Raw genomic sequence first — 14,890 nt, forward strand, 5'->3', positions numbered from 1 at the left:
AGCTAAGGAGGGGAATTAATGAATAAGACAGTAACAGGTACGGGTAAAACCGTTGAAGATGCCATTAATCATGGTTTACAGCAATTGGGTGTTACCAGAGAGCAGGTCGAAACAAAGATAATTCAAGTGCCGGACAGTGGTTTAATGAAGATTTTTGGTAAAAAAGAAGCCATTGTAGAGGTGACTCTTCTGAATGATCCCGAACAGCATGCCATCGATTTTTTGACTGAAGTCTTTGAAGCCATGAAAATTCCCTGTGAGATCGAGACCCATCTTGAGGATAATGTTTTATTCATTGACCTCAAAGGTAATGATATGGGAATTCTTATCGGTCGTCGGGGACAGACCTTGGATTCCCTTCAATATCTGGTTAGTCTGGTGATTAATCGCCATAGCGAAGATTATATCCGGATTGTCCTTGACACCGAGGATTATCGTGCAAAAAGAGAAAAAACCCTGGAGGATCTTGGCGAAAAAATGGCCGATAAAGCCGTTTCCTATAAAAAGAAAATGATCCTCGAGCCCATGAATCCATCGGAAAGACGAATCATTCATGCAAAACTACAAAATCACGAGAAGGTTTATACATTCAGCGAAGGTGAAGAGCCCTATCGTCGTGTGGTCATTCAATGCAAAGATAAAAACTAAACGACCTTTAAGCACTAACGATAGATTGTTAGTGCTTTTTTTTTCTTTAAAGATTACCTGGTTGTCAGCATGGTAAAGTTATTATTATCGATATAATATTAAAAAACAGGTATTTGTATTTGAGAAAATTTAAATTATCAAAGAATTAATCAGTTAGGAGAAAACGTGGAAGTCTTATTACTTAATGAGGATACCATTGCCGCCGTCGCCACAGGTTTAGGCGGGGCCGGCATTGGCATCATAAGAATCAGCGGGGCGAAAGCCATTGAGATTGGTAATGCCCTTTTTAAAAACCCTAAAGGAAAAACCCTGGTCGATGCAGCAAGCCATCAATTATTATATGGGAAAATGATCGATCCGATCACAAAGAAAGATATTGATGAGGTCCTGATTTCTAAAATGAAGGCGCCCCACTCATATACCGCCGAGGATATTGTAGAGATAAATTGTCATGGCGGCATTGTGCCACTGCGCAAAATATTGGGTCTGGTGATTAAGGCCGGGGCCCGATTGGCGGAACCCGGAGAGTTTACCAAGCGCGCTTTTTTAAACGGCCGTTTGGATCTAGCCCAGGCCGAATCGGTCATTGATATTATTAATGCAAAAACCGAAAAAAGTCTGGAATATTCTGTCGCCCAACTTGAAGGACGTTTGTCTCAAAAACTGGAAGAGTTGGATAGTACCCTGGTGGGGATTCTGGCCCATATGGAAGTGAATATCGATTATCCGGAATATGATATAGAAGAAATCAGCTATGAATTTATCCATAATGCGGTTTTAAAGCTCATCAAAACCATTGAAGGCCTGTTACTGGTTGCAGAAACCGGAAAGATCTACCGCGAGGGGATAACCACGGCGATACTCGGGGAGCCCAACGTGGGAAAATCATCGCTGTTGAATACCTTACTCATGGAGAATAAAGCGATTGTCACCGAAATACCGGGAACCACCCGGGATACCATCGAAGAATATATCAATATTGAAGGCATTCCTTTTAAGATTATTGATACTGCCGGAATCCGGGAAACCGATAATGTGGTGGAAAAAATAGGGGTGGAACGGTCAAAAAAACTGTTGAACCAAACCAACCTGGTTGTTTTTATGCGGGATGTTTCCAAACCCATATCGCCGGGAGAGCAGGAACTGCTGGAATTGTTGAAAAACCGAAAAACCATTTATATTGCCAATAAAACCGATGCCATAGGCAATGACGATCAGGATATAGAGCCACCCTGGATTCCGATGTCCTTAATTAAAGAACAGGGAATCGATTTGCTCAAAAGCAAAATGGTTGAGATGGTTTATGACGGAACAGTTAATCAGGATGCCGACTATCTCATTACCAATGCCAGACATATCCATTTGCTTGAAGAGACCAGGGAGAGTCTGGAAAATGCCATTGCCACAATGAAAACAAGTATGCCCATAGAACTTGTTTCCATTGATATTATGAATGCCCTGGAATCGCTAAGAGGGATTACCGGAAAAGCTGTGGGCATCGATATTATTAATCAGATTTTTAAAAATTTTTGTATTGGAAAGTAGAGGAAGATAAATGACATACCTTGGAGGAGACTATGATGTGGTTGTAATCGGAGCAGGACATGCCGGATCCGAAGCGGCACTTGCCACCGCCCGATTGGGATGTAAAACCCTTCTGTTAACCCTCAATTTGGATTCAGTGGCAATGATGCCATGCAATCCATCCATTGGCGGTACCGGAAAAGGACATCTTGTCCGGGAAATAGATGCCCTTGGGGGAGAAATGGGAAAAAATATTGATGCAACCATGATTCAATCCAAGATGCTAAATACCGGAAAAGGCCCGGCGGTTCATTCATTAAGAGCTCAGGCCGATAAAAAAGATTATCAGTTCCGGATGAAAGAAGTGATTGAGAACCAGGATAACCTCCTTTTAAAACAACAGGAAGCCACTGAAATTTTAGTGGAAAATGGGGAAATAATTGGGGTGAAAGTGCATACCGGCGCTGTTTATCCCTGTAAAGCAGCAATTATTTGCAGCGGTACCTATTTAAAAGGGCGCATTTTTATTGGCGAGGTTCAATATGATGGCGGACCCAATGGTTTATTTCCAGCGATGTCCTTATCGGATAGTCTCGAAGAAAACGGGATTGCTTTGCAGCGGTTTAAAACCGGAACACCAGCCCGAGTGGATGCAAAGACGCTGGATTATTCAAAAATGGTTATTCAGGAAGGGGATGCGCACATTGTGCCCTTTTCTTTTGAAACCGATCGTATTGATATTAACCAGGTTCCTTGTTATTTAACCTATACCAATTTGGAAACTCATCGGATTATCAATGAAAATATGGAACGCTCCCCTTTATATACCGGAGATGTTACCGGGGTTGGTCCACGGTATTGTCCTTCCATTGAAACCAAAGTCGTTCGTTTTAAAGACAAGGATCGACACCAGATTTTTATTGAGCCCGAAGGGTTAACCACTAATGAAGCCTATGTTCAGGGGATGTCGTCGAGTTTACCCGAGGATGTTCAAATTGCCCTGTACCGAACGGTTCCCGGCATGGAAAACGTCGAATTTATGCGTTCAGCCTATGCCATTGAATATGACTGCATTCATCCAACCCGATTGAAACCATCTCTGGAATCCAAGGATATTAAGGGGCTGTTCTTTGGGGGCCAGATCAATGGCACATCCGGATACGAAGAAGCGGCGGCCCAGGGGTTGATTGCCGGCATTAATGCCGCTCAATATTTACAGCGGGAACAACCTTTTATCATTGACCGATCAGAAGCTTATATCGGTGTATTGATTGATGATATCATCACAAAGGGCGTTGATGAACCCTATCGCATGATGACGTCACGTTCTGAATACAGACTGTTACTTCGTCAGGATAATGCCGATCTCAGACTCACCCCGATGGGGCATGAGGTTGGATTAATCAGTGATGAACGTTATGAAAAGTTTTTAGCGAAAAAAGCGGCCATTGAAAATGAAATGGTGCGCATTGCCCAGGTGATTGTGAAGCCCACCAATGAAAACAATGAGATACTCAATAGTTTGAATAGTTCGGAAATCAAACACGGTGTAGCCTTGAGTGAATTGATTCGACGACCCGAAATAAAATATCTACAAACTAAAAATTTCGATTCGGATCGGCCCCAACTGCATTGGAGTGTTATTGAACAGGTCGAGGTTCAGTTAAAATACGAAGGATATATTAAAAAGCAATTGCTTCAAGTTGAGCAATTTAAGAAGCTGGAAAACAAATATATTCCCAATGGTCTTGATTTTAGCAGTATTGGGGGACTTCGCATTGAAGCCATTGAAAAGCTTCAGGAAATTAAACCCCAATCCATCGGTCAGGCTTCCCGTATTTCCGGGGTGTCACCGGCTGATTTGTCGGTTTTATTAATTGCATTGGAACAGCGGCGACGTAAGCCGGAAAACAATAAGGGAGAAAATAAAAATGATTGAAAAAGTTGCGAAACTGATAAAAGCCGGGGCAGACATTCAGATAGAGATTAATGAAGCCCAGGGCGAAAAGCTGATTAAATATATGGAAGAGATATTGGAAATAAATAAGCAGATTAATTTGACCCGGATTACCGAAGAGGATGAATTTATTAAACTGCATCTACTAGATTCCTTAACCCTTTTAAAATACATAGACAATCCCTGTGCTTCGATTTTAGATGTCGGGACTGGCGGGGGTTTCCCGGGAATCCCTTTGGCGATCATGCTGGCGGATGCTCACATTACCTTAATGGATTCCACCAAGAAAAAACTGAGGGTTGTTGAAAATATTGCGAAAAACTTGGAGATTGACAACATTGAGATGCTTCATGGCCGGGCCGAAGAATTTGGTCAGATGAGAGGTCATCGGGCCTGCTATGATGTGGTCACTTCAAGAGCAGTTGCCAACTTGACACTGCTCTCGGAATACTGTTTACCGTTGGTAAAAGTGGGGGGGATATTTTTGCCGATGAAAGGCCGAGAATATGAAAATGAATTAGCTGAGGCTGAAAAACCAATCCAGATTCTGGGTGGGGAAATTAAAACCGTTGAAGAATGTTTGCTGCAAAGTGATTGGGTTCATGTTATAATAGTCATTGAAAAATCAAGAAAAACGCCGGGATTTTACCCGAGAATTAACGGCAGAATAAAAAAAGAAGGATTTCCGGTATAAAGCACCATAAAAAAGATGGTTTAAAGAATTTCTTGATAAAATTATATAGTTGTTTTCCTGGAGATGTTTCACGTGAAACATCTCCGGGAAAAGCAGCAGGTATTGAAATTTTCTCTGACTCATGATGTTTCACGTGAAACATCATGAGTCAGAGTACCTATTGTTCTTCAAAAAAATATGGGATAAAAACAACAAATAAGGAGTTGCGACATGGCAAAAATTGTGGCAGTATTTAATCAAAAAGGTGGGGTTGGAAAAACAACCACGAATATTAATTTAACCACTGCCCTAAGCATGCAGGGATATCGGGTGCTTGTTATTGATATTGATCCACAGGGAAACACCAGCAGCGGATTTGGAATTGATAAATACAAGCTTGAAAAAAGCGTGTACGACGGCATTATCCACGGCGACAATTTAAAAGAGATTATCTTGACCACTACCTTTAAAAATCTTCATATCCTGCCATCCAATCCCGATTTGGCGGGCGCAGAAATTGAATTAACCAATTTAACGCAGAGAGAACTTTGCTTAAAAAATGCCATAAAAGACATTGAAGAATTCTACGATTTTATTTTTATTGATTGTCCGCCTTCCCTTGGTCTGCTGACCATTAATGCTTTAGCCGTGACCCACAGTGTCTTAATTCCCATTCAATGCGAATATTATGCACTTGAAGGGGTTGGCCAACTTATGAATACCATTAGTCTAGTGAAACAGGGCCTTAATCCACAATTGAAAATCGAAGGTGTGGTGATGACCATGTTTGATAGTCGAACAAATCTGTCCAATCAGGTCGTTGATGAGGTTGTGGATTTTTTCAAAGAAAAAGTTTATGAAACCATGATTCCCAGAAACATAAAATTGGCAGAAGCGCCAAGTTATGGACAGACCATTTTTGAGTATGCCAACACATCAAAAGGTTCAAAAGCATACCTTGCGCTGGCAAAAGAGTTTATCCAAAGACAGGAGTAAATATGGCAAAAAATACAGGTTTAGGAAAAGGATTAAGGGCGCTGATTCCCGATGAGGTGATTCTTTCAGCTGACGGTGAGGATCTCGAACTAGATGTGGAAAAACTGGTTTTTCATGTCAAAACCAGCAACATTCGACCAAATCCCGAGCAACCCCGAAAAAGCTTTGATCGGGGAAAACTTGAAGAATTAGGGGCATCTATTAAGGAACATGGGATAATTCAGCCATTGGTTGTAAAACCGGATGGTAAGGGATATACTATTATCGCCGGCGAACGACGTTGGCGTGCGGCTAATATGGTGGGCTTAAAGGATGTTCCGGTGATTGTCAGAGATTTGCCGGCCGAAGAAGTTCTGGAAATTGCGTTAATCGAAAACGTTCAAAGAGAGGACCTCAACAGCATCGAAGAAGCGCTTGCCTATGAAGGCCTAATGGGAAAGTTTAATCTTACCCAGGGAGAGATTGGCATTCGGATTGGAAAAAGTCGGACGGCGGTGGCAAATACATTGAGACTGTTAAAATTGCCGGAAGCTATTCAAAATGATGTTGCTCAGGGACGGATTAGTTCAGGCCATGCCAGAGCTATTCTGATTATGGAAGAACCGGAAAAAATGACAGCATTCGCCAAAGAAATAATGGAAAAAGGATTGAGTGTCAGAGAAACCGAAAAACGGATTAAGAAGCTGCAAATTGAAGGCATGGTTTCACCGTTGCAAAAGAAAAAAGTAGATACCAGCGCTTATGTCATGGAGATCAGGGATGCTTTGGAAAAAAGATTTGCCACCAAAGTTAACTTTAGCAGCCATGGGAAAAGCGGTAAAATAGAATTATCGTATTTCTCGCTAGATGAACTCGATCGGATTTTAGCCCTGTTAGGATATAATAAAGATGATCAATGAAAATTGACTGTGGCAATCAGAATTTAAATAACAAGGAAATGGAGACAACTTATGAGTCAAATAAAAAGAAAACGACGTTTAACTGCCATCGAGGCAGCAATTCTTGGGAATATTTTATATTTAATCATAGTTATACTTTTTAAAAGTGCTTTTGATTATATTGGCAGAACAGGCGGATTCAATTATCTGTTTAATAGCATTGAACTAGCGGCAGTGGGGTTGTTCTGGATAATTTTATTCGGGCAAAACTTTAAGAATATTTATGCCGGTGAAAAGCCAAGAGCCTTAAAATATATATTTTTCATGCTGACGCCAATTGTGTTATTAACGATTGCCCTAACGCTGGTATCTTTGTTTTGGCCAGGTCAGGATACCAATAGTATTTGGAATCAATTTTCATTTATCGCGGCACCAACAATATTCTGGTATTTACCCTATGGTCTTATTTATCAATTGATTGGGGACTATGTATCGATCTTTGCTTTTTTCGGCATTGCTCTGGGAATAACCGTGTTGTTTCAAATTGCGGGAATGGCAATCGGTCGAGTTTTGGGACGCAAGTATCGAGAAGAAACCGTTGAACAGGTTGCGGTAGAAGAGAAATTTGATTCAAAAGCGAAAAAAGAAAAGAAAAAATGGAGAAAAAAAGACAAGAAAAAACCGCAACCAAGCATTGGAATGGAGCGGCTTTCAGAGGAAAGTGTACATGAAGGTTTCAGACCCGTCGAACAGGAAAGTGTGAAGATGACCGAAGTTCATATCGATGATGAACCGAGTGAAGAAGCGTTCTATGTACCTAAGGTTACCATTGAGGATGCCTTTGGCGGTGGCATGTTGGGACCGGATACCGTGAAAAGCGAACCATTATTTATTAAAGAACCGCCCATTGAAAACCCAGTTGCAGAGGCCATAACCACAGAGGCTGTTGAAGCGTCTGCAGCCAATAAAAAATCCGAGGTTGGCGCTGAATTGGAATCCCGACTTTTAGCGGAATGGAAAATGACCCACCCCGATGAAATGGAAAAGATTCCGGAAGAGCCGAGCAAGCCAGAGGAAAAAGGTGATAAATCTTTTTTCATGGAAACCAGTAAAATTAAAATTATTGATGAAGACGACATCGAAGAATATTACAGGAACAAGAAATGAGTTTAACCACACTGGATTATATTGTTATCCTGGTCTGTATTATTTCAGGACTCATTGGATATCAGCGAGGTGCAATAAGAACCCTGATTAGTTTTGGGGGATTTATTGCATCTTTTGCAATTGCCTGGATTTTTTCCCCGGTTTTAGCGGACTGGCTTTTAAACCTTGGGGTATTCAATGGGTTAATGGAAACTGTCAACATCAATGGCGTCGCTCAGGCACTTTTCGATTCTGGCATCCAACAGGCGGTTAGTGCCAATTCAACAATGGGACAGGCAATTCTGGTTGGCGGCCAAACCATTGTCATTGAAAATGTTGATCTACTAACCCAGTCATTAGTTTATGGAATTGCGAGAAGTATCAGCTTTCTCCTGCTGCTGCTCGCGACGGGTATTGTGATTGGAATACTGCAAATGTTGTTTAGTGGTGTTTCACGCATCCCCATCATCGGTGGGCTTAATCGATTGTTGGGATTGGCCCTGGGCTTAGTCCTGGGCATCTGTTTATGTGGAATTGTGGTCTGGGTTATAACCGCAATCAATACCTTTACCGGCGGGGCAACAAACCTACCGACCTTTGAAGGAAGTGCTCTGATAGAAGTAGTGACGCCCTGGGTTGCGAATTTGACAGGATTAAATTAGGGAGTTTTTATGGAAAATTTATGGAATCGCTTTGATGCGATGATTCTGGAAATAGATGGATCGCATTTTTTAGAAAAGATTATTATTTCGATTGTTATTTTAGTGGCGGTGGCTATAGGCTTAAGAATTCTATATGGGATCGTCGATCGGGTTTTCAACGACGATAAACCGGGAATTGAACCAAGAGAAGCCAGGCGACTGGTCACCCTGAATAAGGTTGTTAAAACCTTTGCCAGGGCCGCTATTTGGGTTGTGGCAATCATTATGATCCTCGGCCAATATATGGATGTGGCGTCATTGCTGGCAGTCGCCGGGGTCGGGACTCTGGCCATTGGTTTTGGCGCCCAGGGAATTGTGGAAGATGTGATGAGCGGTTTTGTAATCGTCTTTGAGAATCAGTTTAGTGTCGGTGATTACATTACCATCGATGAATCACATTACGGTATTGTTGAATCAATTGGCATTAGAACATCCACGGTGCGGGAATTTACCGGCGGCTTATTTATCATTCATAATGGGAAAATTGATCGCCTGGTCAATTTTTCAAAAGGTCATATTAAGGCTGCGGTTGATGTGAGTGTTGCTTATGAAGAAAACATAGATAAGGTTACAGACATCCTCAAAACCGTTTGCCATGATGTTTTTGAAAGTCATGAGGATCTATTTAATACCCCTCCGGAAGTGCTTGGGGTAACGCGGTTAGATCCATCAGGCATGAATATCCGGATTATCTCCGACGAGGATGCGACTGGTAAATTTCAGGCGGAAATCATTCTCAGACAAAAGATAAAAGAAGCGTTTGATAAAAATGGCATTGAGATTCCCTATAATAAATCGGTTGTTTTTTATAAGGAATCCAAGGAGCAGAATAATGGAGATTAAAGAGTACGCCCTGGGCGATCGTGTTGAAATGAAAAAGAAACACCCCTGTGGCTCTTTCCAGTGGGAAATCATCCGGCTGGGTGCAGATATCAAAATCAGGTGTCTGGGCTGCGGGCATATTGTGATGCTGCAACGTTCCAAATTCAATAAACAAATCAAAAAAATAATAAAAGAAGACATTTGAGGAGGATTATGCTGAATTTTATTAATCTGCAATGGGAATATGCCGCTGACTATTTTTCAAGAAACCTTAAACAGATGTTTTTTATTTATCTGGGGCTTTTTATCACACTGACGGTGTTCAGTATCGTGTTGTTTGCATTTAATCCGGACATCGCAAATGTCTACTACCAGGAAATTCTGAAGCTCTTTGAAGAAAAAGATATTTTAAACAGCAGTGGGTTTGCTTTGTACGCATTAATACTGGGCAACAATGTACGGGCCGGAGGGATGATCATTCTATCGGGATTTATTCCATTTTTGTTTTTGCCTATTTTTTCATTTATCTCCAATGCCATGATTCTTGGGGTGATGGGTGCGGTTTTTCAGAGTAACGGCGTTGGATTAGTGCCTTTTTTAGCGGGAATATTGCCCCATGGCATCTTAGAAATACCCGGGCTTGTTTTAGGAACCATTCTGGGCATTCATATTTGTCAAAAATTAGTGAAAGTTATTTTGCGGCGGACTGTTCCCGGAGAATTTAAACAAGCTATACTTGCGGTATTGCGGATCTTTTTGCTTTGGATGCTGCCTCTGTTTGCCATCGCATCGGGTATCGAAACATTTTTAACACCACTGCTGCTCAATGCTTTCCTATAACAAAAATACCGGGAACCGAGTGGCAGGAGAAGGTATTAAAAATAAATTCATAAAAACCTTGTGTAGTTTTGAAGATATGATATAATTAAAAGCTGATATCCTTGCTCGCTGGAAAAGTGAGCCATAGTCCATGAGGAGGTGAAATGGAATGAGAAAATATGAAACATTATTTGTATTAAAACCGGATCTTGAAAAAGAAATCGTTGAAGAATTAATTGGTAAAGTAAAGACCATCATAGAAGCAGATGGTACTGTAGAAAATGTCAATGAATGGGGCAAAAGAAAATTAGCCTATGAAATTGAAAAAAAGTATTCAGAAGGATACTATGTTGTAGTTGAATTCAGTGCTGAAAACTCAGTTTTGGATGCACTTGATCATTTATACAAAATTAACGAACCATTTATTCGTAGTATTGTTATTAAAAAAGAGAAATAGGGGGTATTTCTGTGAATAAAGTAATTTTAGTAGGAAGACTAACCCGGGATCCTGATGTGAAGAACACCACAACAGGAAAAGCGGTAGCCACTTTTACCCTAGCTGTTGATCGTCGTTTTAAAAACAAAGACGGTCAAAAAGAAGCGGATTTTGTACCCATTGTGGTATGGGGGAAACAAGCTGAACTGGCAGGTCAATATTTGTCAAAGGGAAGCCAAATCGGTGCGTCAGGACGACTACAGGTAAGAAGTTACGATGCACAGGATGGCCAAAAACGCTATGTGACGGAAGTCGTTGCCGATGAGATCACATTCTTGTCATCATCCAACCGAAAAGAATCAACCGGTGGATACCAACAAGCTCCGGCACCACGATCAGATAACAATATGTCAGCAATGGGGTTGGATGAAGATTTCCACCTAATGGCTGACGATGATGATGTACCTTTTTAAGATAGGAGGAAAAAACAATGCCAAAACCATTTAAAAAAAGAAGAAAAGTTTGTGAATTCTGTGAACGTAAAGTAACAGAGGTTGACTATAAAGATGTTTTAACACTTAAGAAATTTATTTCTGAACGTGGTAAGATATTACCACGACGTGCTACCGGTACCTGTGCCAAGCATCAAAGAAAAGTGACCGAAGCTATCAAGCGGGCACGAAATGTTGCACTGTTACCATATACAGCCAACATCTAAGAAGCAATTTTAAGCTGTTCGTCCAGAAAAAATCTGGGTGGGCAGCTTTTTTAGTATTCGGCTTTCCATCTGGCTGACATGGGAAAAAAAGATGGGCATTTAACATTATTGTGATATAATATACAAGTTAAACTGGGAACTGCTAATTAAGTCGTTTCTGATTATAAATCTGTATTTAATCCATTTGGAGGTTCAATGAAAACACGAGGAATTACAGAGGGCGCGATGTTTTGTGCATTGGCAGTCATTCTTGCACTTGCCTGCTTTTACGTCCCTTTTATTGCGATATTAATGTTGTTTATTCCGGTTCCGATAATCGTCCTGGGACAACGGCAGGGACTGAAAGTCAGTCTGGTTGCAAGTGTGGCGGCAACCATTATTATTGCTTTGTTTTTAGGACCCATCAATGCCCTATCATTTGGAGCCCTTTTATTAGTTGTGGGCTGCAGCCTGGGTTATACGTATCATCGGAATGGCAGTCCTTTTATTAAAATAACCGTGGGTTATCTTGGTTTTGGGTTAGTGGTCATTGCATTGATTGCGAGTTATCAGTTTCTTATGGGTGTGAGTTTTACCGCAGACTTTTTCCAGCTGATTGAAACCAGTACCAAGGAAGCAATAACTCTATATGAAACCAGCGGCATTATGGATACTAACCAGTTGTCCGCGGCAAAAGAAACCATGAATGCTCAAATGATCAATATGAAAATGATCATTCCCACAGCCATGCTGTTGATTCCCCTGATTTTTAGCTTCGCCAATGTGGCAATCTCTGATGGGATTTTAAAGCGCCTGCGGTATTCAGTGCAAGGGATTAAACCCCTGGCGCAATGGCAGATGCCGAAATCCCTTAAATACTTTTTATTTATGCTTTTGATGGGCTCGTTTATACTGGATATTTTTCAGGTGACCGCAATTCCCGAAATCTATACGGTTAACATTATGAATTTAGTGTATCTGGTTTATTTTGTGATGGGACTTTCCCTGATTTTCGACTTTATGGAATACAAAAAACAGGATAATAAGGCTCTAAAAGTGGTCGTCGTTATGATTGCACTGCTTTTGCAATTTATCGTAACCATGATTGGCGTAGCGGATACCTATATGGAGATTCGTAAGATTTTTCATGAAGGGAGCAAGGCCAAATGAAAGAATACAAAAAAACATTAATTCGTTTTGCCATTATTTCGGTTTTTGTTTTGTCGATACTGATCGGATTTTACAATATTTATCTGGGTATTTTCGGTTTGATGATCTTCCTGACGCTATTTATTTTTTACAAAAAAAGCAATCCCCGGGATGAAATTCAAATTAATAAAGCCATTGATGAAATCTACAGCGATTTAGATAAAATTAACCAGGAACGCATGTATGAAATGCCCATATCCATGGCGATTGTCGATGGTGACGGGATTATTTACTGGTATAATCAAGCCTTCGGAAAAGCCTTTAAAAAAGAAAAAGAAGCTTTGTTTAAAAAAAATATCGTCGAAGAACTGGAATTCAATTTAACTGAAGCGGTGAAACAGGAAGATTTTACCTTTCATCACGATGACCGGGACTATGGAGTTGTGACCAATGCCTTTACCGATTCGGTCCACAGCTTTGAGTTGCTCCATTTCTTTGATGTTACCGAGCAAAGTCGGCAAAAAGAACTGTACCGCAAAAAATCCCCTTTGTTTTGCTATATTGTCGTTGATAACTATGATGAGATTATTGAGCAATTTCCGAGTCATAAGCGCTCGGAGATTCTCGGAAAAGTTGATCTTAAAATTAATGAATGGGCAAAAAAACTGGGCAGTGTTATTATCGAATATGAAAAAGACCGCTATCTCATGATTTTTGAACGGGGAAAAATCTGTGCCCTTCAAAAGGAGAACTTTCAAATTTTGGATGCGGTTCGGGAAATCGAAAACGATGAAAAAATTCCCATTACCCTAAGCATTGGGATCGGAATTTCCGAAAAAATATTGGGCATCAAAGAATCTCAGGAGATCTCCCATGCCGCCCTTGATATCGCTCTGGCCCGGGGCGGGGATCAGGCAGTGGTGCGCCAGGATGAAAAAATGTCCTTCTATGGCGGGAAAACCGAAGCCACGGAAAAACGCACCAAGGTTAAGGCCCGGGTGAAAGCCTATGGACTTAAAGAACTCATGAAGGAAGCTGACCAGATTCTTTTAATGGGACATCAAAATCCTGACATGGATTGTCTGGGCAGTGCCGTGGGTTTGTTGGGAGCGTGTAAAGCTCTGGGCAAAGAGGGTAAAATTGTGATAAAGGAAATTAATTATTCCATAAAATCGCTGTTTGATTATCTTTTGGAAAACAAAGATTATCAGGATGCCTTTATTACCCCAAAAGAAGCAGAGGCTTACAATAAAAAAAATACCCTGCTGATTATTTTAGATACCCAGACCGTCAGTTATCTGGAATCCCCGGGTTTGATCGAGGATATGGCAAAAATTGTGGTCATTGACCATCACCGACGTTCCGGCAAATCCATCGAGAACACTCTGATGACCTATACCGAGGCCTATGCCTCATCAACCTGCGAACTGGTAACGGAACTGCTCCAGTACTTTGATGAGAAGAATCTCATGAATGCGGTGGAGGCCAATGCATTGATGGCCGGGATGTGTATGGATACTAAGATGTTCACATTAAAAACCGGGGTGCGAACCTTTGAAGCGGCTTCCTACTTAAAGCGGAAAGGTGCAGATACCATTATCAGTAAAATTCTGTTACAGGATGACCTTAACACCTATACCGCAAAATCCGATGCAGTGAAAAACGCCAAGATTTATTATGACAACATTGCCATTTCGACCTTTGAGAACAATACCGATTACGGGAAACTGATTGCTGCTCAGGCAGCGGATGAACTTCTGAATATTAAAGGGATTGTGGCATCGTTTATAATTTTAAAAAACATCGAGGGATTAGCCATCAGCGGACGATCCATGGGTGAAGTCAATGTTCAGCTGATCCTGGAAAAATTAGGCGGCGGCGGACATTTAGCCATTGCCGGCGCTCAGATTCCCGGTGAAGGTAATTTGGAAATAGGAAAAGAATTGGTTCTGGAAGCCATTGAAAAATACAAAAAGGAGAATGAAACGAAATGAAAGTTATATTATTGGAAAATGTTAAAAATGTTGGAAACAAAGGTGATATTGTTGAGGTTAAGGATGGTTACGGCAGAAATTTCCTGCTTAAAACAAAAAAAGGAATCATCGGAAATCGGGAAAATGTAAAAATTGCAGAACAGGCTAAGATTGATGACTCAAAACGTCTCGAAGAAGAACGGGCAGAAGCGGTTGCCTTGGCAAAGGTTCTGGATGAAACAGAAATAAAGATCACCGAACGGGCTGGCGAAGATGGCAAGCTCTTTGGTTCAGTTACCAGTAAAGACATTACTGAAGCCCTGGAAAAAGCCACTGGGATTAAGGTTGACAAACGTAAGGTCGAACTTGAAATGCCGATCCGAAATGTGGGTCGCATTGAGGTAAAAGTGAAAACTTATCAAGGGGTCATTGGAACACTGACCATTGTTGTTGAAGGCGAAGCCTAGGAGA

17 protein-coding genes are annotated in these 14,890 nt (G+C 41.1%); all 17 read left to right on the forward strand.

Annotated features, from left to right (window positions below; translation table 11 throughout):
* Positions 1–18: 18 nt before the first annotated feature.
* The 17 genes from jag (at position 19) to rplI (ending at position 14,886) form a co-directional block, all read left to right on the forward strand.
* On the forward strand, positions 19–648 hold the full coding sequence (gene jag / locus AKG39_RS05225; protein WP_050739314.1) for an RNA-binding cell elongation regulator Jag/EloR: 630 nt from the start codon (positions 19–21) through the stop codon (positions 646–648).
* A gap of 165 nt (positions 649–813) precedes the next feature.
* Positions 814–2,193 carry a tRNA uridine-5-carboxymethylaminomethyl(34) synthesis GTPase MnmE gene (gene mnmE, locus AKG39_RS05230; protein WP_050739315.1) on the forward strand — a complete coding sequence of 460 codons (1,380 nt, stop codon included), beginning with the start codon at positions 814–816 and terminating at the stop codon, positions 2,191–2,193.
* A 10-nt stretch (positions 2,194–2,203) separates the two neighbouring features.
* The gene (mnmG, locus tag AKG39_RS05235) at positions 2,204–4,111 is read left to right on the forward strand and encodes a tRNA uridine-5-carboxymethylaminomethyl(34) synthesis enzyme MnmG (protein ID WP_050739316.1); all 1,908 of its coding nucleotides are present in this window, start codon (positions 2,204–2,206) and stop codon (positions 4,109–4,111) included.
* Positions 4,104–4,823: a 16S rRNA (guanine(527)-N(7))-methyltransferase RsmG gene (gene rsmG, locus AKG39_RS05240; protein ID WP_050739317.1), complete on the forward strand. Its 720-nt coding sequence runs from the start codon at positions 4,104–4,106 to the stop codon at positions 4,821–4,823. The genes mnmG and rsmG overlap by 8 nt, the downstream gene beginning before the upstream one ends.
* A 210-nt stretch (positions 4,824–5,033) precedes the next feature.
* Positions 5,034–5,798 (forward strand): ParA family protein, encoded by a 765-nt coding sequence (locus tag AKG39_RS05245; protein ID WP_050739318.1) that lies wholly within the window; start codon positions 5,034–5,036, stop codon positions 5,796–5,798.
* 2 nt (positions 5,799–5,800) lie between these two features.
* Positions 5,801–6,697 (forward strand): ParB/RepB/Spo0J family partition protein, encoded by an 897-nt coding sequence (locus AKG39_RS05250; RefSeq protein WP_050739319.1) that lies wholly within the window; start codon positions 5,801–5,803, stop codon positions 6,695–6,697.
* 51 nt (positions 6,698–6,748) lie between these two features.
* Positions 6,749–7,843 (forward strand): hypothetical protein, encoded by a 1,095-nt coding sequence (locus AKG39_RS05255; RefSeq protein ID WP_050739320.1) that lies wholly within the window; start codon positions 6,749–6,751, stop codon positions 7,841–7,843.
* A complete protein-coding gene (locus tag AKG39_RS05260; RefSeq protein ID WP_050739321.1) occupies positions 7,840–8,484 on the forward strand; it encodes a CvpA family protein in 645 nt (214 codons plus the stop codon). The genes AKG39_RS05255 and AKG39_RS05260 overlap by 4 nt, the downstream gene beginning before the upstream one ends.
* A 9-nt stretch (positions 8,485–8,493) precedes the next feature.
* Complete coding sequence (locus AKG39_RS05265; protein ID WP_050739322.1) at positions 8,494–9,366, forward strand: mechanosensitive ion channel family protein; 873 nt, start codon at positions 8,494–8,496, stop codon at positions 9,364–9,366.
* Positions 9,356–9,550, forward strand: a complete 195-nt coding sequence (locus AKG39_RS05270; protein WP_050739323.1) for a DUF951 domain-containing protein — start codon at positions 9,356–9,358, stop codon at positions 9,548–9,550. The genes AKG39_RS05265 and AKG39_RS05270 overlap by 11 nt, the downstream gene beginning before the upstream one ends.
* Before the next feature lie 8 nt (positions 9,551–9,558).
* A complete protein-coding gene (locus AKG39_RS05275; protein ID WP_050739324.1) occupies positions 9,559–10,185 on the forward strand; it encodes a stage II sporulation protein M in 627 nt (208 codons plus the stop codon).
* 148 nt (positions 10,186–10,333) lie between these two features.
* The gene (rpsF, locus tag AKG39_RS05280) at positions 10,334–10,621 is read left to right on the forward strand and encodes a 30S ribosomal protein S6 (protein WP_050739325.1); all 288 of its coding nucleotides are present in this window, start codon (positions 10,334–10,336) and stop codon (positions 10,619–10,621) included.
* Between the two features lie 11 nt (positions 10,622–10,632).
* Positions 10,633–11,073: a single-stranded DNA-binding protein gene (locus tag AKG39_RS05285; RefSeq protein ID WP_050739326.1), complete on the forward strand. Its 441-nt coding sequence runs from the start codon at positions 10,633–10,635 to the stop codon at positions 11,071–11,073.
* Positions 11,074–11,090: 17 nt separating this feature from the next.
* Positions 11,091–11,318 (forward strand): 30S ribosomal protein S18, encoded by a 228-nt coding sequence (rpsR, locus tag AKG39_RS05290; RefSeq protein ID WP_050739327.1) that lies wholly within the window; start codon positions 11,091–11,093, stop codon positions 11,316–11,318.
* Positions 11,319–11,513: 195 nt separating this feature from the next.
* Positions 11,514–12,467, forward strand: coding sequence for a YybS family protein (locus AKG39_RS05295; protein WP_050739328.1), 954 nt, complete (start codon positions 11,514–11,516; stop codon positions 12,465–12,467).
* Positions 12,464–14,440: a DHH family phosphoesterase gene (locus tag AKG39_RS05300; RefSeq protein WP_050739329.1), complete on the forward strand. Its 1,977-nt coding sequence runs from the start codon at positions 12,464–12,466 to the stop codon at positions 14,438–14,440. Before AKG39_RS05295 ends, AKG39_RS05300 begins: the two co-directional genes overlap by 4 nt.
* Positions 14,437–14,886 carry a 50S ribosomal protein L9 gene (gene rplI, locus AKG39_RS05305; protein WP_050739330.1) on the forward strand — a complete coding sequence of 150 codons (450 nt, stop codon included), beginning with the start codon at positions 14,437–14,439 and terminating at the stop codon, positions 14,884–14,886. The genes AKG39_RS05300 and rplI overlap by 4 nt, the downstream gene beginning before the upstream one ends.
* Positions 14,887–14,890 lie beyond the last annotated feature (4 nt).

Origin of the sequence: Acetobacterium bakii, from assembly GCF_001263355.1 — a bacterium.
Lineage (GTDB): Bacteria > Bacillota > Clostridia > Eubacteriales > Eubacteriaceae > Acetobacterium > Acetobacterium bakii.